Below are 21,303 nucleotides of genomic sequence, written 5' to 3'. Positions count from 1 at the left end.
TGCCTTCAAGAAAGCTCGCTAATACATCCTTAGTGAAGCTGGCTGTCGTGACAGCCATATTAGCCAGTTTAACAGCGTGTGCGGTTAATCCAGGCGACCCGATAAATACGGTGCAGGCTGAAATTGCTGCTATTAACCCAACGCCGTTGCAACGCATTGAAAATGACGAGCAACAGCAACAAATACAACAGCGGGTACAAGGGTTACTACTGCACCCTTTAACATTAGATACTGCGGTGGAAATCGCCGTACTTAATAACAAATCGTTGCAGGCGGAATTATTTGCCCTGGGGGTATCGGCTTCACAACTGCAACAAGCGTCACAACTACCCAACCCTGCCATTATGCTTACCCGCAATGTGTCTGATGGAAATTATTCAACCGAATTAGAGTTTGGTTTTAATATCCTGTCGCTGCTAACACTACCTAAAGTGCGCCAGTTAGAAACGAACCGATTTGAACAGGCACGTTTACTAAGCGCGCAGCGTATTGCCGGTATAATTGCGGATACCCGCCACGCCTATTGGAATGCCGTGGCCGCACAAGAGGTACTGCGTTATCTCGAGCAGGTGTATACCACTACGGAAGCCGGGGCTGAACTGGCAAAACGGATGCTGCAAGCTGGCAATTTCAGTAAATTAGATTACTTGCGTGAACAAGGTTTACTGACTGAAGCGACCTTGAATTTAGTCAAAGCACGACAGTTAGCTTACAACAGCAAGGCAACGCTACAACAACAGTTAGGGTTGTGGCAGGAGTCAGAGCGTTTGATCCTACCCGATCGTTTACCTGAAATTCCAGCAGAGCTGACCGAATGGCGCAGTGTAATCCAGGGAGGATTAGACCAACGGTTGGATATCAGACTCGCAAAATTAAAGCTGGAGCTTGTTGCGCAAAGTGCGGGCCTGACCAAAGCAACCCGGTTTATCAATGCGTTTGAATTAGAGGTAGGTGGCAATTTGCAGGATAGCTCTGAAAGAAGCTATAAAGCCGTGCTGGAGTTGCCTCTGTTCGATTGGGGAACCTATCGGGTAAAAAAAGCAGAGTATCAATATAAACAAGCCTTTAACGAAGCTTTTGCTACTGGCGTGTCGGCACGTTCAGAATTAACAACAAGCTATCACAACTACGCCTCAAGCCATGAGTTGGCGCGGCATTACAAGAATGCCATGTTGCCCATTCAGCAGCAAATCGCGGAGGAAAATCAGCTGCGTTACAACGGTATGTTTATCAGCGTGTTTGAGCTAATTGCTGATGCACGCAATCAAATTAACGCGGTTACTGGTTATGTCAATGCCACCCGGGATTATTGGTTGGCAAAGTCGCAATTAGATATGGTCATGATTGGTGTATCTGTCACCAAACAAGAGAGTACCGAACAGCAATCTGTTAGCACTGCGGCTGACGCCAGCCATTAAGGAGTCATTATGTTTTCTCGTCGTGAATTATTAAAAAGCATCGGAGCTCTTACGGCAGGCGTGGGTGTTGCTGCTGTCAGTCGAGCTGCATTGGCAGGGATCCCTGAAGTGGTCAGCCAGCACTCTGCCGATACGATGGCGCCCTTGTTACCGGCGTCTGGCCGGCCTTATAACCCTGTAGTTACGCTTAATGGCTGGACATTGCCCTGGCGGATGAACAATGGTGTTAAAGAGTTTCATCTGGTGGCTGAACCTGTAGTCAGGGAAATTGCGCCTGGGATGAAAGCGCATTTATGGGGTTACAACGGTCAATCACCAGGGCCGACCATTGAAGTGGTTGAAGGTGATAGAGTGAGGATTTTTGTCACCAATAAGCTGCCTGAGCATACCTCCATTCATTGGCATGGCCAGCGTTTACCGAATGGCATGGACGGCGTGGCGGGATTAAATCAACCCACTATTCCGGTGGGTAAAACCTATGTTTATGAGTTTATTGCCCGGCGCCCCGGCACCTTTATGTATCACCCTCATGCTGATGAAATGGTACAGATGGCCATGGGTATGATGGGATTCTGGGTAACTCATCCAAAAGATGCGCATCCACATATTGAAGAAGTGGACCGTGACTTTGTGTTTCTGCTCAATGCTTACGATATAGAACCCGGCGCCTATACGCCAAAAATCATGACTATGTTGGATTTTAACCTGTGGACCTTTAACAGCCGCGCCTTTCCGGGTATTGACCCATTGGTGGTGCGTAAAAACGACAAAGTGCGCATTCGCGTGGGTAACCTGACCATGACTAACCATCCTATTCACCTACATGGCCATGAGTTTACGGTAACTGGTACTGATGGCGGGCCAACGCCACCGGGTAGCCGTTGGCCGGAAGTCACCACCGATATTGCGGTTGGCCAAATGCGTCAAATTGAATTTATTGCTGATGAAGTGGGTGATTGGGCGTTTCACTGTCATAAGTCACATCATACGATGAACGCGATGGGCCACGATGTACCAACCATGATAGGCGTTGACCATCGCGGTATAACCAAAAAAATCCAGACTTTAGTGCCTGACTATATGGTAATGGGCGAACGCGGCATGGCCGACATGGCGGAAATGACCATGCCGTTACCTGACAACACTTTACCGATGATGACCGGTGACGGCCCTTTTGGCTCGGTAGAAATGGGCGGTATGTTCAGTGTACTTAAAGTGCGGGAAGATCAGGCGCCAAACGATTATTCAGACCCGGGTTGGTTTAAACATCCCGAGGGGACTGTTGCCCGGGAATGGACCGGCGATATTGCTAAGCCCAAGCGCTCTAAAGAGCATGGTGGCCAGCTAATGCCGCTGGAGCAACCCCAGGCGAAAGAGCTGGAAGTAAAAGTGCGTAAACCTCAAACCCATAACGGGCATAAATAGCAACGACAGGTGAATTATGAAATTAACAAAAATTAGTATGGTAATAGTATTAGCAGCATTAGCAGCATTAGCAATGCAATCTGCGGCGGCGCAGGAAACTCATTCTCATCAGCATAAAAGCGAAGAAGCTGCATCTGATGAGATGACGACAGCCACTATTCGTAAACTGGATATTGAATACGGCAAAATCACTCTAAAACATCAGACCATTAAAAACCTCGGCATGCCCCCTATGACCATGGTTTTTCAGATTGAAGATAAAACAATGTTGGAAGGCTTGGCTGAAGGCGACAGCGTGCGCTTTAAAGTGGAGAAAAAAGGTACTGCGTTGGTTATAACTACTATTGAAAAAATGCAGCACAGCGGACACTAAGGATATTAAATAATGAGAAATATTAGTTTCGCCAACAGCAGCATGATATTTTTTGCTGCACTATTGGCTTTAGTTATGCCCACAACAGGCTGGGCACATACCAGCCTGAAATCATCTGCTCCGGCGAATGGACAGACAGTTGCTGACCTAAGCCAGCTCAGCCTGGAGTTTGGTGCACCACTGCGCTTGATGAGTGTTTCGTTAACTGACGCTGCAGGTAAAAATATTGCACTGGAGTTTAAACGTTCAGTTACGGCTCAACCCCGTTTTGTAATACCCCTTAAAGCTACGTTGGCAGCGTCAACTTATAAGGTCACATGGATGGGCATGGGAGATGACGGTCATAAAATAGAGGAAGACTTTAGTTTTGTTGTCGACCCCAATTCCGCTTCCGGGGCAACAACTCAACCCGATGAACCAGCGGTCGTTCAGTTTAGCGGGTTGGAGCACCCCGCGGCTAAAGTGGTACAGGATTTCCATGCTGCACTAAAAGCCGGTGATACCGACGCGGTAGCACGGTTACTGGCCAGTGATGTGGTCATTTTTGAAGGGGGTGGCGTTGAGCGCTCAAGAGCCGAATATCAGAGCCATCATATGGCGGCAGATATGGCGTTTTTAAAAGAAATGTCAATTGAACCGCTGGAGCATCATGTGCAGGTGCAGGGTGACAGCGCCTTGTCGCTGGCACGATCAAAAGTCAGCGGCCAGTTTAAAGGAAAGACTATAGCTCATACCGGCATGGAAACTATTACCTTGCAGCATCGTAACGGTAGCTGGCGGATCACTCATATTCATTGGTCGAATTAAGTTATTGAACACAGGAGGGTAAAGCCCTCCTTAAGGGTAGAGTGTGGAGATCACTAATCTTATAAGCTGGCTAGCCAGAGTGTTAACTTACGTTGCCACTGCTGGTGTGATGGGGGGCTTGTTCATTTGGCGATTAACGCGGCTTTATGAAACCGGGTCGCACTGGTTGCGGCGTTATATTACGGTTTGCGCCGCGTTAGGTATTGCTGCCGTCTTGCTTACATTCTCAAGCCAGTTATTGATGTTTAGTGGTCAAGGCTTTGCTAGTTTTTACGACTGGGAACTCTACGCCATGCTGCTGTCGGGTAAACCGGGTTTAAGTTGGGGTATAGCGTTAGGCGGTTTTGGCAGTTGTCTATTTGCAGTCATAATTTACTGGCGGAGCCAATTTTATACTCCGTTACTGCTACTTAGTGTTGCTGCTATTTTGGTGTCATTTACCTTTACCGGGCATATGGTTAGCACCCCCTGGTATGGCAAGCTGGCACTGTTGTTACATCTGTTGACGATATCGCTGTGGATGGGTTCATTGTTGCCCCTGTGGCAGCTAACCCGAATAGCTGAAACCAAAACGCTAGCAAGCGTTATGGATAATTTTGGTAAGCTGGCGATGGTTTTTGTTGGTGTATTATTGGTTATGGGTGTTGTTATGCTGCAAATGTTGCTGGGAGATTTACGTCTGTTGTGGCAAACAGCCTACGGTCAAACGTTGCTAATAAAGTTAACCCTGGTTACGTTGCTGCTTGGGCTCGGTGCCTCGAATAAACTATTACTGGTACCGCAATTGGCCAAGCCGAACGCAGTAAAACGCCTCAGAGCGGTTATTGGTATTGAAATATTTACCGGCATGTTGGTACTGGGTATCACAGCCTGGGCAACGGTGGTAGTAGGTTTGGAAGTGGGATAAGAATGTGGACAATTTTTATTGCTCATAAACCACAATTATTTAAACTAAATTGCCCAGCTTTTTTAAGGTCATATCTTCTCCAGTTGGAAGATATTATATCAAGAATAACCGATTAAACGCGTTCCAAAATCCTTTTGAAACAATCTTCGGGTAAGTGCGGCTTGTATCTTAAAGTCTGATTTTGGATTGGGTTAGCAGTAACTACCTATATAAATAAGCTGGATAATATACTTTCTGTGAAAAAAATTAAGGATCTCGTCTGGCCATATATTTGCAAGGCACAGCAGCAAGCAATGACAGAGAGTTAACCAGTTACGTGTTCAATTTCGAGAGTGCCGGCAGCGCTCTGGTAAACGGTTTATCAAAAGTTGTCCGTTTTCGAAGCTATGTGGTCACTAGGCCATATAGCGACGCACTGGCAGATGTTGCGGATTGGGCTCAAACGCAATGATAATCGCGAGGTTATTGGTCAGATCGTCCGTTTGATAGCAACGGTTCCGGGTTTTATATTTGGTTGGGTTCCAAGGGGAAATCCTGGAGGCGCGAATATCTCTGCTTTAAAGCCAGTGCCCTTGCCAGCTGACTTGCAACCCTTGCTAGCTGACAGCCCCATTTGGCGGGACGTCTTAATCCGCCTGACTATTTACGCGGTTATCGTTTTAATCGTATTAGCATAAACACCCATACTATTGCCAAAACGTTCTTCGCTGCAGCCCAATGCTGCAGCGAAGCAGGTTAATGATTATTCCGTTTGCTGTTTGCGGTTATCGTTTTTGTGCACCCAATGATATAACACGGGCAATACCAACAATGTCAGCAAGGTTGACGAAATAATACCGCCAATCACCACTGTCGCCAGCGGGCGCTGCACTTCAGCACCGGTGCCAATATTAATCGCCATCGGCACAAAACCGAGGCTCGCGACCAAAGCGGTCATTAGCACAGGGCGCAACCGGGTAAGCGCGCCTTCCGTTATCGCTAACAGCAAGTCACCTTTCTCACGCCAGAGATCGCGAATAAAGCTCAGCATCACCAGACCGTTCAACACCGCTACGCCTGATAAGGCGATAAAGCCAATGCCAGCAGAGATTGATAAAGGCATACCCCTCAAATACAAGGCCAACACACCACCGGTGAGCGCCAACGGCACACCGCTGAAGATAATCAACGCATCTTTAAATGACGCAAAAGCCATCACCAGAATACCTAAAATCAGCAGCAACGTAACAGGCACCACGATGCTAAGGCGCTGACTGGCGGACTCCAGCTGCTCAAAAGTACCACCATAGTCCAGCCAGTAACCGGCTGGTAATGTAACGTCACGGTTGATTTGGGCCTTTACCTCTTCTACAAAACTACCAAGGTCTCGCCCGCGCACATTCGCGGTTACCACTACCCGGCGTTTGCCATTTTCACGACTAATTTGCGCCGGCGCAGGCGACACATCTAAGGTAGCCACTTCCTGTAACGGTACAAAGTCCCCATTTGGTAATGGCACCGGCAACACCGCCAGTTTGTCCAGATCGCGACGCAGGGTTTCCGGCAAGCGCACAATCAGCTCAAAGCGTCTGTCGCCTTCATACAGAATACCGGCCGACGTACCACCAATTGCCGCCGATACCCAGTCCTGTAGTTCAACCACATTCAAGCCATAACGGGCAAGCGCGGTTCGGTTGGGGATCACCGACAAGGTTGGCAAACCAGTGACTTGTTCCACTTTAGTATCCGCAGCACCTTGCACCTTGTTGACCGCTTGCAGAATTTGATTAGCGCTTGTAACCAGCTGATCTAAATCATCACCAAATACCTTAATACCCAGATCTGCCCGTACACCGGAAATCAGTTCATTAAAACGCATCTGAATAGGTTGGGTAAATTCATAGTTATTGCCAGGCAATGTCGCCAAAGCAGCTTCCATTTCAGTGACCAATTGGGCTTTGGTTTTATCCGGATTGGGCCATTCACTGCGCGGTTTTAATATCACAAAGTTGTCAGCTACATTGGGTGGCATAGGATCGGTCGCCACTTCTGCTGTACCAATTCTGGCAAACACTTTATCAACCTCAGCAAAGGTTTTGATCTTCTGCTCCAGAATTTCCTGCATTGCAACGGCTTGTTCTAAGCCGGTGCCCGGAATACGCATGGCATGTAAAGCGATATCGCCCTCATCAAGCTGAGGCACAAACTCTGCCCCCAACGTGGTCGCCAACCACAGACACACACCAACCAGAGCACTGGCCAAACCAATCACCAGCCAGCGAAATTTGAGTGCCAGCGCTAATAGCGGTGCGTACAGGGTTTTAGCGCCTCTTATGACCGCACTTTCTTTTTCACTGATTTTACCATTTAAGAACACCGCCACAGCGGCAGGCACAATGGTCAGCGACAACACCATAGCGGATAACAGGGCCATCACCACAGTCGCTGCCATAGGATGAAACATTTTACCTTCGACACCGGTCAGCGAAAAAATAGGAATATACACGATAGTAATAATGGCCACACCGAACAAACTGGGCCGGATAACCTCTGCAGTTGCCAGATACACCGTATTTAAGCGCTCTTTTAGCGGTTGGATACGGCCGTTGTGCTGTGCCTGCGCCAGGCGGCGAACCGCATTCTCGACAATAATCACCGTGCCATCAACAATTAAGCCAAAATCCAGCGCACCCAGGCTCATCAGGTTGGCAGAAACGCCGGCTTGTACCATGCCGGTAATGGTCATCAGCATTGATAGCGGGATCACCGCCGCAGTGATTAACGCCGCCCGCAGGTTACCCAGCAGGATAAACAACACTACGATCACCAATAATGCGCCTTCCAGCAGGTTTTTACTGACGGTTGCAATGGCTTTATCCACTAAGGTGGTGCGGTCATATACTGCTTCAGCAATAACACCCTCTGGCAGAGAGCTTTTGATCTGCTCCAGCTTTTGCGCCACATCCCGTGCCACTGTGCGTGAGTTTTCACCAATTAACATCATGGCTGTACCCAGCACCGCTTCTTTGCCATCCTGAGTTGCCGCACCGGTTCGCAGCTCTTTGCCAATGGCAACGTCGGCAACGTCACTCAGCTTTACCGGTATTGTGCCGTATTGCGTAATAATGACATTGGCAATGTCATCCAGTGAGGTTAACTGACCGGGCGAGCGTACCAGCAGTTGCATGCCTTCACGTTCAATATAACCAGCGCCTCTGTTGTCATTGTTGGCTTGCAGGGCCAGTTCAACATCCTTAATACTCAGGCCATAATTAAGCAGTTTCAGTGGGTCGGGTAACACATGGTATTGCTTGTTGTAGCCACCAATACTGTTTACCTCCACCACACCTTTAACCTGTGCCAGCTGAGGTTTTATTATCCAGTCCTGGATTTCCCGCAGTGCCATGGCATCGTAAGGTGAACCATTTTGTTGCAGCGCGCCCGGCTTGGCCTGCACCGTATACATAAAGATTTCACCAAGACCGGTTGAAATAGGGCCCATTTCAGGCTCTATGCCCTCAGGCAACATATCCTTGATAGCGCTTAACCGGGTGTTGATTAAATTGCGGGCAAAGTAGATGTCCGTGCCTTCTTCAAACACCACCGTTACCTGTGACAAGCCATAGCGTGACAATGAGCGGGTATAACTTAAATTGGGTAAGCCATACAGGGCAGTTTCTACCGGATAGGTAATACGCTGCTCTGCTTCAAGTGGCGAATAACCCGGTGCCGCCGTGTTTATTTGTACCTGAACGTTAGTAATATCCGGCACTGCATCAATCGGTAACTGTTGGTAGCTCCAGCTACCAATGGCAATAATCAACAATGTCAGCATTAAAAATAGATACCGCCTCGCAATAGCCAGGCGCAACATGGATTCAATCATAGTGCCCCCTTAATGATCATGCTCGGCTTCAGATTTTTCAATATCCGCTTTTAACAGATAGCTGTTTGTAGTGACATACAACTGGCCGGGCTTTAAACCGGCAATCACTTCGACATAATCCATGTCGCTACGGCCAAGCTGCAATGGGGAAAAGACATATTCGCTATTATTTTTCACGAAGACACCGCTTTTATTGTCCAGTATTTGAATGGCCGATTTTTTAACGGCAAGCTCAACGTTGAATTCACCGCTTATCACAGCACCTTCGATCAATTGCCCGGACGACAGTTTACCGTCACGGTTATCCAGCTTAACTCTGGCCAGTTGATAGGGCTGGGTTAATGATGGGATGATATGCGCAATTACGCCGTTAATCTCAGTGTCAGCGGCCATAATGACCACTTTTTGTCCTGTCGCGACAGCATCTTGTTGTGACGGGTACAGGCGAAAATCTGCCCACAGGCCGCCAAAATCAGCAATGCTAAACAGCGTCTGCTGCTGTGCGACTTCACCAACATTGGCGCTGCGCTGAATAATAACGCCGTCAATTGGCGCTTTAATGGTATAGGTATTTAAGCTCTCATTTGACTCGACAACGGCCAGTACATCGCCTGCTTTTACGCTGTCACCCAGCGAGAATTTCACCGAGGTAAGAATACCGGGAAAACGGGCATTAACATGGCTGATGCGGTTTGGATCAGCGCTAAGCTTGCCATAAACAACCTGATGTTGGCGTAATCGCTGGCTGTCAGCACGGTCTGTGACAATATTAACCGCCGTAGCCATATCATCACTAATGCGGCTGCTTAGGGTTTCGTTGTGTTCATGCTCGTCGTTTTCGTCGTGCCCTTCATGCTCATTGTGTTCTTCATGTTCTTCGTGCTCTTCATTTTTCTTAGTGTCAGATTGCGGCTTTACCGCTTGTTCTTTGGCATGGACGTGAGCTTGTTCTTGCTCATTGGCAGCCATTACTTGCATCGGCATCAGCCAGGCTGCAATAAACATTGCCAGTGTTACATGTGGTTTCATAATGCTATCTTCCTGTATGTTCTGTTTGCCACGTCGCACAGTTAATGAAGTGCGGCAGCGGGGCAATAATCTTGTCAGTTACTGCGTTACCGGCTCGGCGGTAAGCTGTTCAATCGTCGCCTGGCTCAATAGCACCGCAGTGGCGGTTTCCAGTATTTGTCTTTTTGCCTGCAACAATTCTTGCTGGGCATTAAGCCAATCCTGATAATTTGAGCGCCCGCGCTGGTATGCATCACGCGTAAGATCCAGCGCTTGTTCCAGGTTGGGGATCACGTACTGCGCCAACTGTTGGTGACTGGTAATGAATTGCTGCCGTTGCGAGTAGGCATCAAACAAGCGTTCATGCAGGATCAGTAAGCTATCCTGCTGCCGATACTCGACATTGTTTCGCTCTGCCAGCGCAGCTTCGATGGCTGCACTATTGCGACGTTCAGCAAATAATGGCACTGAGATACCAAAGGTAAGGCCTGTATCGTCACTGGCCTGATAGCGTCTTACCCCTACTTGCCAACTCAGATCTGCGCGGTTTTGGCTTTGCGCCAGTCGCACTTCAGCGTCTTTTAACCGACGTTCAGAGGCAAAAATGGTTAACGCCGGCGATTGTTGCAGCCGCTGATACAGCTCGGCAAAAGGGCGGCTTTGACCAAAAGCAAACAAATTACCTGCCACAACGTTAAAGTTGGCGCTGGTATCACCCCAAAAACGTGCTATGGCTATTTTTTGCCGCTCAATGCGCTGCAACAGGGCGTCCCGCCCGATCTGAACCTGAGCCAGTTGCGCCTTTGCCCGCATGATTTCAGCATCTGACAAGGCACCGCTGGCGGCACGTTTTTCTGCGCTTTGCAGCAGGGCTTCTGAGAGCTCTACTGCCTCTTCTGTCAGTGTCAATTCCTGCTGGCTGGCCAATAGATTAATATAATTGCGGGTAAGTTCGGCCAGCACATCGAGGGTTTGCGCTTGTTGCTGCCAATCAAGAGTATTGAGCCTGGCGTCTACTACCGCAGCGCGCCACTGAGCTTTGTTATCCAGCTCTATCACGGAAGATAAGGCGACTGTCAGCTCAGCACCGGCCAGCCCTCTGGCCTCTCCGGTGCCCGCAACATTCTCAAGCTCTACACCGAGTTGATAACCGGGTTTAAGGCTTTGCAAATCACGCTCTGCAAACAGACGCTGTTGCGTAAATTTAAACTGATGCAGCTGAGGGTTGTGTTGCAGCGTTTTATCTATTGCCTGTTGTAATGTCAGTGCTTGCGGCTCTGCACGTAGCGGAAGCGCGCAAAATACCGCCGCCAGTATTGCTGGCAGCATTAGTGTCATACGCATGGGTATGCTCCTGAAAGTTAATCGTTAATAAAAAGGATAAACAAGCAGGATCAGATATTTGGCGGCGGCACCGGTGGGCGATAGCTAATGAGGTTTAACCCTGGTTGGGTAGCGGCTATAACGCTGTCACGGAAGTTAAGCACCTCCATGCCCTGAAAAAAAGCGATATAGCAGGTGACATGAGCATGATTACTGTGTTCGTCGGTATCATGCTCAGAGTTATGTTCAACGTTATGTGCAGTGACTTGCTCACTGCTTACGTCGAAAAGGGTATCTGAGTGGCAGTGTTCATGTTGCAGGTCAGTGTAGGTATGGGCATGATCGGGCAAATGCATAACTAACGCATCACAGGCCATCACGGCATGATTCATCATAATCAGCAACAGTAATAATAAGCCTGATGTACGACCTAACATAAATCCCTCAGTAAGTTAGCGCTATGGTAGCGCTATTGCGACTTAATAACAAGCTACGCTTTTAGCTGTAAAATCCTGCGCGCACCATTGAGTACAACTAATCCAATGATGAACCCTATTACCAGATCCGGATAGCGTGACCCGGTCCAGGTGACTAATAATCCGGCCAAAATCACCCCTGCATTTGCGATAACGTCATTTGCAGAAAAAATCCAACTGGCTTTCATATGCGCGCCGCTTTCTTTTTGTTGATGAATTAACGAAAGACAGATCACATTAGCAACCAAAGCAATAGCGCCCATAATTAACATCAACGTCGACACAGGCTCGTTACCAAACAGGTAGCGCCGTATCACCTCACTGATCACCCCAAAAGCTAAAATTAATTGCAGCCAGCCGGCAAGCTGTGCGGCGTTTAATTGAACCTTGCTACTACGCCCGACTGCGTATAGCGCAACCCCGTATACCGCTGCATCGGCAAACATATCCAAAGAGTCGGCTATTAACCCGGTTGATTGAGCCAGCCAACCGGTCACAAACTCTACTGCAAACATCACCGCGTTAATGCCCAGCAACCACTTTAAAATTAACCCCTCACGCTGCGAACCTGATGCTGTGGATTGTCTGGCCTGCGTTACCTCTTCGTGTTTCACCGGCCCGGTCTTTGTCAGCGATGCGCCCAGCCCTAAGCTGTGCATTTTTGGTGTAATTTCATTGGCATTAACTGTGTGAAAAACGTGAACCTGCCTTTGTGGGATATCAAACTGTAGCAGAACACCAGGCTCAACTGTTTCCAGCGCCATACGGATCAAACGCTCTTCGGCAGGGCAGTCCATTTTAGTCACCCTGAATTCACTAAGGTAGGCATATTTTGCATGCTTATCAGGTGCATCAACGGCGCTATTTTCACTGTTGCCCGTTTCGCTACACTTATCATTGGAACAGCATTTTGCATTCATAACCGATAAACCTTGGGTTGATATGAAACCTAGTTTAAACTCTGTAGTTACTATAGAGTCAATAGGCAGTATCGAGATGATCAAGATTGGAGAGCTGGCAAAAATCTCTGGCTGTTCTGTGCAAACCATCCGTCACTATGAAAAGGAACAGCTTCTTGCTGCGAAATTACGTAGCGATGGTAATTTCCGCCTCTACGATCACGCTGATATCGAGCGGTTGCTATTCATTAAACACTGCCGGAGTTTAGATCTGAGTTTGGCAGAAATTCGTCAGTTACTGACACTGCATCACTCGCCTATGTTGCAGTGTGATGATGTCAATCAGATGATTGAACAGCATATCGAGCAGGTAGAACGTCGCATAGCGGATTTAACGCAGCTTAATAAACAACTAAAGGCTTTACGTCTTAGCTGCAACTCGAAGCGCACGGTAGAGCACTGTGGTATTTTAAAACAACTGAATGAAGCCGTTAGTCAAACCAACTAAGTTGTTATCAGCAATAAATAGGTGAGTCTTAATGCACCAGCACAACCATTCCCAGCAAAAAGATGAAAGTGACAGTCGCATCGCTATGGCGTTTTTTCTTAATTTAGTGTTTACCCTAATTGAGTTTATCGGAGGTTGGTTAACCAACAGCACGGCAATTATGGCAGATGCGGTACATGATTTGGGTGACTGCTTGTCAATTGGCAGTTCTTGGTTATTAAACCGACTTGGTCGTAAGTCTGCGAATCATAAATTTACTTATGGTTATCGCCGGCTGTCATTGTTGGGTGCGTTAATAAACAGCTTGGTTCTTATTGGCGGATCGGTATGGGTTCTGACTGAGGCAATACCGCGACTGGCTAACCCGGTAATGCCAATGACCGAGGGAATGCTGGCTTTAGCTGTGCTGGGTGTTGCAGTCAATGGCTTTGCCGCTTACCGCTTGAGTAAAGGAAATACACTGAATGAAAAAGTGCTGAATTGGCATTTGCTTGAAGACGTTCTTGGGTGGGTTGCAGTTTTGGTTGTGGCTATTGTGCTGCAATTTGTGGATTGGCCTATCCTTGACCCTTTGCTTTCTATTGGTTTCACCTTATTTATTTTGGTTAATGTTTTACGAAACCTCAGCACAACTGCGCGTTTATTTCTGCAAGCCGCGCCAGATAGCAAATTGCAAAATGAAATCCAAGATACTTTGCTGAAAATTGATGAGTTAGACAGCATTCATCACCTGCATCTCTGGTCGCTTGATGGTGAACATCATGTACTCACCGCACATGTGGTAACCAACGCCAGCAAGGCATTTACTGCAAACCATTATGCCGATATTAAGCTGCGTATTGCTAACGCATTGGAGCAGTTTGATTTAGCACATACCACGATAGAACTGGAGTTAACACAAGAACATTGTCGGGATGAAGTCCCGGATAAGGTGCAGTGAAGTGACCGTCATTACAACGTTAGGTTTATTTATCATTACTGCAATAGCAGAAATTGTCGGTTGCTATTTGCCTTACTTGTGGCTGAAAAAAGGAGCTTCAGCCTGGGTGCTGTTACCTGCTGCAATCAGTCTGGCATTATTTGCCTGGTTGTTAACGCTTCACCCAACGGCTGCTGGACGTGTTTACGCGGCTTATGGCGGAGTATACGTAACAATAGCAATAGTCTGGTTGTGGGGAGTAGATGGCATTCAACCACACCGCTGGGATCTGGCTGGCGTGGGGCTAATGCTCGCAGGCATGGCAGTGATCATGTTTGCTCCCAGATGAAGCAGACTGTACTCGGAGCATCGGTTTGAAAGTGAGTAAATGGCGAAATAATGAATTTCATAAAAAACATATTCTTAGTCATCATTATATGAGAAATTTCCCGAATCCCGGCTAACCCTCGAATAGCGGCTATCCATTTGGGGTAATAAGCCAGCTGGTGCTGTTGATACGCCTCAGCAATTTGCCAGTCGAACAGGTATTCGCCATAGGAGTGGCTTTTAATATAGCCGGGTACAGCAGCCAGCAAAATGTTGTCCTGCCATAGCGTAAGATGCTGGCTATACCAGCCGCTATGCCGCTTGGCGCCGGTGCTGTTGACACTATCTACACTGCCACCCTGCTCCAGCGCCAGTAAAAAAGCATGCCGGCAAAAAAGATTAGTGTCGTGTAGTTTATCGTTGGTAAACAGCGCATCCCACTGTTGGGCAGTTACCTGTGCTAGTGAACTAAGCCATTTAAGCTGCATAGTGATTAGTCGGTTTGGTTATCAGGTAGAACAAAGTGGTATGCATGTTGTTTATCAGCCCCTTGAGATGTTTTGCCTGCGTAACTATATCTTGTATAAGCCTATTCATCGTAAATATATTTTATCCGCCCAGCTTAAGGAGACATTATGAGCCAACAGTATACCCCACCCAAAGTCTGGCAGTGGCACTCCGAAAATGGCGGCCAGTTTGCCAGTATTAACCGCCCTGTTTCCGGTGCTACCCACGATAAAGTGTTACCCAAAGGTAAACACCCTTTGCAGCTGTACTCACTGGCTACACCCAACGGCGTTAAAGTAAACATTATGCTGGAAGAACTGCTGGCGGCTGGCCACAGCGGCGCTGAATACGACGCCTGGCTTATCAGCATTAAAGATGGCGACCAGTTTGGTAGTGGTTTTGTTGAGGTAAACCCCAATTCAAAAATTCCGGCGCTGCTGGATACCAGCAACGGTACCAGAGTCTTTGAATCCGGTTCTATTTTGTTGTATCTGGCAGAAAAATTCGGCGCTTTTTTACCCAAAGACAGCGCCAAGCGCACTGAGGTACTGAACTGGCTATTCTGGCAAATGGGCAGTGCACCTTTTGTCGGTGGCGGTTTTGGCCATTTTTATGCTTACGCACCGGAAAAGTACGAGTACCCGATAAACCGCTATGCCATGGAAACCAAGCGGCAGTTGGATGTACTGGACAAACAGCTGGCACAGCATGAATTTATTGCCGGTGATGAATATGGCATTGCTGATATGGCAATATGGCCGTGGTATGGCGGTATAGCGCTAAACCGTGCTTACAATGCCGCAGAGTTTTTAGATACCCAAAGCTATAAACACCTGATGCGCTGGGCAAAGCAACTTGATGAGCGCCCTGCTGTTAAACGTGGTTATATTGTAAACCGCAACTTTGGTGACGGCCCGCAGTTGCCAGAGCGCCACAGCAGCGAAGATTTTGCGCAGTTTAATCTCTGAGTATACTCTGAGCATAAGCTGATGCAGCCTGCTGAATACCGGCAGGCCGCTTGGTTTATTTTTAATTCGTTACTTTACGTGCCGATTCTGCCCAGATGTAGGTGATACCGACACCAAACGACCAGCCCCCCGTTTGCACCAGCAACGGGCTGTTGGCATTTTTAGCGCCCTGTGTCCATTCATAGCGGGCAAAGCCGAAGCCGCGCCATTTATCAGAGAACTTTTTACCCACACTGGCCGAGCCTCTAAGGGCAATTAAACCGGCTTGAGCATCGTAAAACGGCCGCTGCGCAGTAACATCGGCTTCTGATACCTGATAAAAATAATCGTTTAACTTTTCGTTGCCAAACAGTGCACTAACTCCGAAGGAGTAAAACGTCTGAGCCGCAGTAATAAGATCGGCATTTAGCCCTGGTTCAAAGCTTACGCCGCTATAACGCAGGCTGTCGTCCAGATCAAACACCGCCCGTAATGGGAAATCAGCCCGTACTCTGGCACCGAAAAAATCCTCGCTTAATGTCCAGCGCAGGCGCGGTCCCGCTTCTACTAAAATGCCCAAGTCGTCCATACCTTCTCGTACGGTAATATCGTCATCGGACGAGCCCAGCGAGCCGGCAAACCCCATATCCAGTTCCAGAGAGTCGGTTTTAAATGCGCGCAAGCCAACATTATTACGATCTGCGCGCAGTATATCGCCGCGATAAATCAGATACGGCAATACAAAGTTGCGCCGCACCAGCTGATCTGAACCCGGATACGCCAACTGATTGACGTTAATACCGATTAAACCCGCTTCCCACAGCGGTAACGCGGGTTGGTCTGCCAACACCGGGCTGGCTAGGAGCAGGCTGGATATCAGAGCAGGAGAAAACTTAACTGTCATTTGTACCTCACGGTTTTTCAGGTAACCCAGCTACGCAGCTTTATTCAAGCTAGTTTGAATTCGATCTTCAACGTATTAACGCAATACGCCCGGCCTTAGTAAAACCCGGCCATAGGCGTGGTACTGGCGCCAGTACAAACAAATCGCCGTTTAAACCGGTAAGTTGCTGTGGTACGCCGGCGGCTTTGGCCACGTCGGCATTAGCGGCTAAATGCGCCGCTTCGCCGTGAACCGGCACGGCAATTTGTGGCTGCACCCAGCGGTAGAGTAAATCCAGCTCGCCTCTGTTTGGATGACCGGACACATGAATAGGCAGCTCGGTATCATGGCTTTGCAGAGTTTGAATATTACGGGCGTTAAATTTCTCTACCAGGCGGCTAATCAGCATTTCATTGCCGGGAATAATAATAGAGCTGAAAATCACCAGATCCCCCTGCTCCAGCAACAACAACGGATGATTATCATCGGCAAGGCGGTTAAGTGCGGCGCGCGGTTCACCCTGTGAGCCGGTAGCAATAACCAGCACTTCTTCTTTTGGCAGATAACCAATATGGCCGGCGTCTACTATTGTTAACTCATCTGGCCAATAGCCGGTAGCGCGGGCTGCGCCCACCATATTATCCAGCGAGCGGCCAAGCAACGCCAGATACCGGCCGGTTTTAGCCGCTATGCGGGCCAGTGAAATCAGCCTGCCCACGTTAGAACTAAACCCCGTTACCACTACCCGGCCTGTTGCGGCTTTAACTACCTGTAACAAGGCATTATGGCAGTCGGTTTCAGACAGAGAAAACCCCTCTCTCAAGGCGTTGGTAGAGTCGCACACCATAGCCGTAATATTGTGCTGCGCCAGGCGCTTAAATGCGGCGCTTTTAAAGGCCCGGCCGGTGATGGGGCTGGCGTCCATTTTCCAGTCAGCGGTATGAAACACTGTACCGGCTGCAGTTTTGATCACTAAAGCATGGGGCTCAGGAATAGAATGAGTAATAGCCAGCCAATGCAAACAGAACGGGCCGATATTTATAGTGGCGCCGCTTAATACTTCAATTACGGGTACTTTGTCAGCTAAGCCAAGCCCACTTAACTTACGGCGTAGAATTTCAGCGGTAAAAGGCGTGGTATACACCGGACAGTTAAAACGCTGCCATAACTGCGGCAAAGCACCAATATGATCTTCGTGCGCGTGTGTGATGACAATACCACATAAGTTGTCTTTCTGCTGGCTGATAAAAGTTGGATCGGCCGCCAATATTTCTGCATTTGGTGAGCTGCCGGCATCACTGTATTGCGGTGATAAAGGGCTGTTAAAGGTTACACCACAATCTACCATTAGCCACTGGCCAGCATGGCCATACAGGTTAAGATTCATGCCAATTTCACCGGTGCCACCCAGCGGTAGAAACCACAGATCATTAATACCCGGTATTGCCGCAGCATGTTGCTTAGTTATAACCCGCTCCTTTTAGCAGCCTTTAACGTAATTGCCAGGCAGTTTGACAGCATCCTTGCTTGTTTGCCAGTCCTGGTATTACTACGCGTGGCTCATGGCTGGGTTAGGGTTAACTGCGAAGTTATACTGCGTGGCGCCCTTCACGTATTTCTTCCAGTAGTTTTTTGTTAAACGCATCTAAATCATCAGGCGTCCGGCTGGTTACCAGGCCATTGTCTACAACTACCTGCTCGTCCACCCAAATAGCGCCGGCGTTTTTCAAATCAGTCTTAATACTGTTATATGACGTAACTTTACGCCCTTTAAGTACGCCAGCTTCTGCCAACAACCAGGGGCCGTGGCAAATGGCCGCCACAGGCTTATTGGCGCTATCGCTAAAAAAGGCCTGAATAAAGCGGATCGCTTGTTCGTCCTGGCGCAAGGTGTCGGGGTTTATCAAGCCACCTGGCAACACTAAACCGTCATAGTCCGCTGCTTTAGCATGTTGCAGGGTTTTATCCACGGCTACAGTGTCAGCCCAGTCTTTACCCGACCAGCCTCTGATGCTGCCGTCTTTCTGTGAAATAATATGTACTGTCGCACCCGCAGCAATCAGAGTATCGCGGGGGGATGTAAGCTCGCTGAACTCAAAACCATCAGTGGCAAGAATAGCAATTTTTTTACCTGCTAAAACCGGTTGAACGTTCATAATATGCCTCCAATATCATTCAATGTTACATGGTGTAATGTAAAGTTTACTTGGTACCCAAAAGCTGCTGGGTAACGGCTAAACAGCTAAATATCTTCCAGCCTGTTAGCGCCTTGCATCATTTGTTGGGCCTCGCTTTTTTCCAAATCATGTATCTCCACCAAAAGTTGCTGCATTTGCGGCGGATGAGAGCGGCCCAGAAGGTTCTGATAGAGCAAAATTAGCTGTTGGTGCAGGTTTTCTACTTCAGTAATAATTTCAGCATTTGTCATTGCAGCAAATGCCTTGTCATCCACGGTGTTATCAAGCAGCGGATGCTGATCTAAATGCTCTGTGCACCAGGTGCTTAGCGCGTTGTCGGCAGCAATTTCTTTAAAACCACTCACGGTGTCTGACAGCTGTATTTCTTTATCAGCCAGATGATCAAGCAGCATTTTACTTCGCTCGTCTGAATGGTGTTTGGCACTGCGAGCCAGACAATGGGATAAATGTTGATGATAACCGGATGTCCAGTTTAGTAGATCACGGAAAGATTCAATCCGCATAAGTCCTCCTGTTATGTTGGATGAGTTAATAACAGGCAAAAAACAGGCCGCAATTGCGGCCTGTTGACTTTATATAGCTTAACGTTAAGCTGACTACCCCGCTTTTACCGTGTTAATCCAGTTATTAACCCGTTTTTCTAACACGCTAAGTGGCAAGGCGCCACCGCCAAGTACGGTATCGTGAAAGGCGCGGATATCAAATTTATCACCGAGCTCTTTCTGTGCGTTGCTACGCAGTTCAAGAATTTTAATCATACCGATTTTATATGCTGTCGCTTGCCCGGGCCAAACGATATAACGACGCACTTCAGAGATCACCGCACCTTGGGCAATCGGTGTTTTTTCCAGAAAGTAATCTATCGCCTGTTGTTCATTCCAGCCTTTGCTATGCAGGCCGGTGTCTACCACCAACCTTACGGCGCGCCACATTTCGGTAATCAGGCGGCCAAAATCTGAGTACGGGTTCTGGTAAGCGCCCATTTCTTTTGCCAGTTGCTCAGAATAAAGCGCCCAACCTTCAGAATAAGCAGTAAATCTTGCCTGTGTTCTGAACACCGGTACTGTGGTTAGCTCTTGTGCGATAGAAATCTGCATATGATGGCCTGGGTTGCCTTCGTGATAGGCAATGGCTTCCATTTCATTTTTTGGCATTGAGCGCATGTCTGATAAATGCGCATAATAAATGCCTGGCCGCGCGCCATCCGGGGTGCCGGGGAAATAATGCTGTGCAGCACCTGGTTGTTCACGAAATGGCTCTACCCGTTTCACTGTCAGCTCGGCTTTGGGTAAAATACCAAAGTACTCCGGTAGTTTCTCATTGATAAAAGCCAGATACTGTCTTGAGTCTTCCAGATAGCCTTCACGGCCTTCATCAGTGTCTGGGTAGTAAAACTGATCATCATCTTTGATAAACTTAAAGAAAGCCTGTAAATCGCCCTGAAAACCCACTTTGTCTTTAATAGCGATCATTTCTTTGGTTAAGCGCTCAACTTCATCCAGGCCAATCTGATGGATCTGATCTGCGGTTAAATCGGTGGTAGTAGACACTTTTAACCGGTAGTTATAAAAGTCGGTGCCGCCAGGTTGCTTGCCTACACCGGTGGCAATTTCATCAGTAAACTGTATGTCCTGTTGCAACCATTGTTTCAACGCTGTGTAAGCCGGTAAGAAATGCGTTTGCAGGGCACTTTTTGTGTCATCAGCTAATTGTTTTGCTTGCTCATCGGTCAGTTTGTCGGCTGCAACCATTGCAGCAATTTTGCCTTTGGCATCGGCCCACAGTGGTATGTCCTGCTCAGCCTCGGTAAATGGCGCCCCGCTTATCAGGTTATTAATTTGCTCTATAACGCCATCATAGGCAAAGCGTGGCGGCCTTACATCATGCCCGGCATTGGCTTGCGCCCGCTCCAGCAGTTGTGTCAGAGCCCGGCTGATACCTTCAATCCGTGTGATATAGGCTTGCATATCTTCTGCAGTATCAACTTTATGAAAGTTGATCATAATTTGCGGCAGCATGGCGTGAATACCCTGCATCTGGGTAAACACATAACCATTTTTACGAAAGGCTACGCCCTCTTTGGCTTGTTCATACTGATAAACCCAAATGTCATAAGACGTTTGCGCTTCAATATCCAGCTTGCTGTAATCGAAACTGGTTTTAAGCTCTTCCACTGTTGCTGCCAGCCAGGCCAGTTGTTTGTCTTCTGCAGCAATTGAGGTATCGTCTATTTGATCGTACTTGTCTTTGCGGCCCAAAAAGGTCATTTGTAGCGGGCTTTGTTGCAGCTGTTGCTCGTATTTAACTTCAAACCACTGATTAAGCCGCTCGGTTTCTGATTGCTGCTTTTGTGCTGCAACAACATCAGTTGTCGCTCTGGATGTGTTGTTTTGCGGTGCCGGGCCGCAGCCGGCAAGAATACCGGCCACAGCAAGGGCAATAAGAGACTTATGCATTAGAGGGTTCCTTATAGTTTTGGTTATACCAAAACACAGCCTACCCTCAAGCTAATG

Annotated in this window: 21 protein-coding genes; 10 read left to right on the top strand and 11 right to left on the bottom strand. The window is 48.1% G+C overall.

The genetic code is table 11. From position 1 onward, the window contains the following. The first annotated feature begins 47 nt into the window (after positions 1–47). From BLW68_RS10345 to BLW68_RS21385, 6 genes are all read left to right on the top strand, one after another. Positions 48–1,418, top strand: a complete 1,371-nt coding sequence (locus BLW68_RS10345) for a TolC family protein (protein WP_177172208.1) — start codon at positions 48–50, stop codon at positions 1,416–1,418. 9 nt (positions 1,419–1,427) lie between these two features. After that, the gene (locus BLW68_RS10340; RefSeq protein ID WP_092793002.1) at positions 1,428–2,843 is read left to right on the top strand and encodes a multicopper oxidase family protein; all 1,416 of its coding nucleotides are present in this window, start codon (positions 1,428–1,430) and stop codon (positions 2,841–2,843) included. A gap of 16 nt (positions 2,844–2,859) precedes the next feature. Next, positions 2,860–3,216 (top strand): copper-binding protein, encoded by a 357-nt coding sequence (locus tag BLW68_RS10335; protein ID WP_092792999.1) that lies wholly within the window; start codon positions 2,860–2,862, stop codon positions 3,214–3,216. A gap of 12 nt (positions 3,217–3,228) precedes the next feature. Further along, positions 3,229–4,023, top strand: coding sequence for a copper resistance protein CopC (locus tag BLW68_RS10330; RefSeq protein ID WP_052748954.1), 795 nt, complete (start codon positions 3,229–3,231; stop codon positions 4,021–4,023). Between the two features lie 241 nt (positions 4,024–4,264). Beyond that, complete coding sequence (locus BLW68_RS10325) at positions 4,265–4,930, top strand: CopD family protein (protein WP_177172207.1); 666 nt, start codon at positions 4,265–4,267, stop codon at positions 4,928–4,930. Between the two features lie 386 nt (positions 4,931–5,316). Further along, positions 5,317–5,607 carry a DUF3703 domain-containing protein gene (locus tag BLW68_RS21385; protein WP_324292075.1) on the top strand — a complete coding sequence of 97 codons (291 nt, stop codon included), beginning with the start codon at positions 5,317–5,319 and terminating at the stop codon, positions 5,605–5,607. Between the two features lie 65 nt (positions 5,608–5,672). Here the strand turns inward: BLW68_RS21385 and BLW68_RS10315 are convergent, their stop codons facing one another. The 5 genes from BLW68_RS10315 to BLW68_RS10295 form a co-directional block, all read right to left on the bottom strand. Then, positions 5,673–8,795 (bottom strand): efflux RND transporter permease subunit, encoded by a 3,123-nt coding sequence (locus tag BLW68_RS10315; protein ID WP_092792995.1) that lies wholly within the window; start codon positions 8,793–8,795, stop codon positions 5,673–5,675. A 9-nt stretch (positions 8,796–8,804) separates the two neighbouring features. Beyond that, a complete protein-coding gene (locus BLW68_RS10310) occupies positions 8,805–9,824 on the bottom strand; it encodes an efflux RND transporter periplasmic adaptor subunit (RefSeq protein WP_092792993.1) in 1,020 nt (339 codons plus the stop codon). A 78-nt stretch (positions 9,825–9,902) separates the two neighbouring features. Continuing rightward, the gene (locus tag BLW68_RS10305) at positions 9,903–11,147 is read right to left on the bottom strand and encodes a TolC family protein (RefSeq protein WP_092792992.1); all 1,245 of its coding nucleotides are present in this window, start codon (positions 11,145–11,147) and stop codon (positions 9,903–9,905) included. Between the two features lie 50 nt (positions 11,148–11,197). Next, positions 11,198–11,563: a cobalt transporter gene (locus tag BLW68_RS10300; protein WP_092792990.1), complete on the bottom strand. Its 366-nt coding sequence runs from the start codon at positions 11,561–11,563 to the stop codon at positions 11,198–11,200. Positions 11,564–11,616: 53 nt separating this feature from the next. Then, on the bottom strand, positions 11,617–12,522 hold the full coding sequence (locus BLW68_RS10295; RefSeq protein WP_092792988.1) for a cation efflux transmembrane domain-containing protein: 906 nt from the start codon (positions 12,520–12,522) through the stop codon (positions 11,617–11,619). Positions 12,523–12,598: 76 nt separating this feature from the next. Between BLW68_RS10295 and cadR the strand changes: the two genes are divergently transcribed. From cadR to BLW68_RS10280, 3 genes are read left to right on the top strand one after another with little or no spacing between them, the layout of a single operon-like run. Then, complete coding sequence (gene cadR, locus BLW68_RS10290) at positions 12,599–13,009, top strand: Cd(II)/Pb(II)-responsive transcriptional regulator (protein ID WP_425438500.1); 411 nt, start codon at positions 12,599–12,601, stop codon at positions 13,007–13,009. A gap of 31 nt (positions 13,010–13,040) precedes the next feature. Further along, a complete protein-coding gene (locus tag BLW68_RS10285; protein WP_092792984.1) occupies positions 13,041–13,949 on the top strand; it encodes a cation diffusion facilitator family transporter in 909 nt (302 codons plus the stop codon). Beyond that, on the top strand, positions 13,924–14,277 hold the full coding sequence (locus BLW68_RS10280) for a YnfA family protein (protein WP_049766853.1): 354 nt from the start codon (positions 13,924–13,926) through the stop codon (positions 14,275–14,277). Before BLW68_RS10285 ends, BLW68_RS10280 begins: the two co-directional genes overlap by 26 nt. Here the strand turns inward: BLW68_RS10280 and BLW68_RS10275 are convergent. Next, entirely contained in the window at positions 14,258–14,743 is a 486-nt protein-coding gene (locus tag BLW68_RS10275) for a peptidogalycan biosysnthesis protein (protein WP_092792982.1), read from the bottom strand. The genes BLW68_RS10280 and BLW68_RS10275 overlap by 20 nt on opposite strands. Positions 14,744–14,890: 147 nt before the next feature. On the opposite strand from BLW68_RS10275, the gene yghU reads away from it, so the two are divergent. After that, positions 14,891–15,730, top strand: coding sequence for a glutathione-dependent disulfide-bond oxidoreductase (gene yghU, locus BLW68_RS10270; RefSeq protein WP_092792981.1), 840 nt, complete (start codon positions 14,891–14,893; stop codon positions 15,728–15,730). A gap of 61 nt (positions 15,731–15,791) precedes the next feature. Here the strand turns inward: yghU and BLW68_RS10265 are convergent, their stop codons facing one another. The 5 genes from BLW68_RS10265 to BLW68_RS10245 all read right to left on the bottom strand — a co-directional run bounded on the left by BLW68_RS10265 (position 15,792) and on the right by BLW68_RS10245 (position 21,246). After that, positions 15,792–16,613: a MipA/OmpV family protein gene (locus BLW68_RS10265; protein WP_092792980.1), complete on the bottom strand. Its 822-nt coding sequence runs from the start codon at positions 16,611–16,613 to the stop codon at positions 15,792–15,794. Positions 16,614–16,680: 67 nt separating this feature from the next. Then, positions 16,681–17,979, bottom strand: a complete 1,299-nt coding sequence (locus tag BLW68_RS10260) for a ribonuclease J (RefSeq protein WP_092792979.1) — start codon at positions 17,977–17,979, stop codon at positions 16,681–16,683. 202 nt (positions 17,980–18,181) lie between these two features. Continuing rightward, positions 18,182–18,748 carry a type 1 glutamine amidotransferase domain-containing protein gene (locus BLW68_RS10255; RefSeq protein ID WP_092792977.1) on the bottom strand — a complete coding sequence of 189 codons (567 nt, stop codon included), beginning with the start codon at positions 18,746–18,748 and terminating at the stop codon, positions 18,182–18,184. 86 nt (positions 18,749–18,834) lie between these two features. After that, a complete protein-coding gene (locus BLW68_RS10250; protein WP_143039942.1) occupies positions 18,835–19,293 on the bottom strand; it encodes an ATPase in 459 nt (152 codons plus the stop codon). A 93-nt stretch (positions 19,294–19,386) separates the two neighbouring features. After that, complete coding sequence (locus tag BLW68_RS10245) at positions 19,387–21,246, bottom strand: DUF885 domain-containing protein (protein ID WP_092792974.1); 1,860 nt, start codon at positions 21,244–21,246, stop codon at positions 19,387–19,389. Positions 21,247–21,303: the final 57 nt, after the last annotated feature.

It is taken from the genome of Rheinheimera pacifica (assembly GCF_900108485.1).
GTDB lineage: Bacteria > Pseudomonadota > Gammaproteobacteria > Enterobacterales > Alteromonadaceae > Alishewanella > Alishewanella pacifica.
The sequence above is the reverse complement of the archived record's forward strand: the minus strand, read 5'-3'. Positions and strand labels throughout refer to the sequence as shown.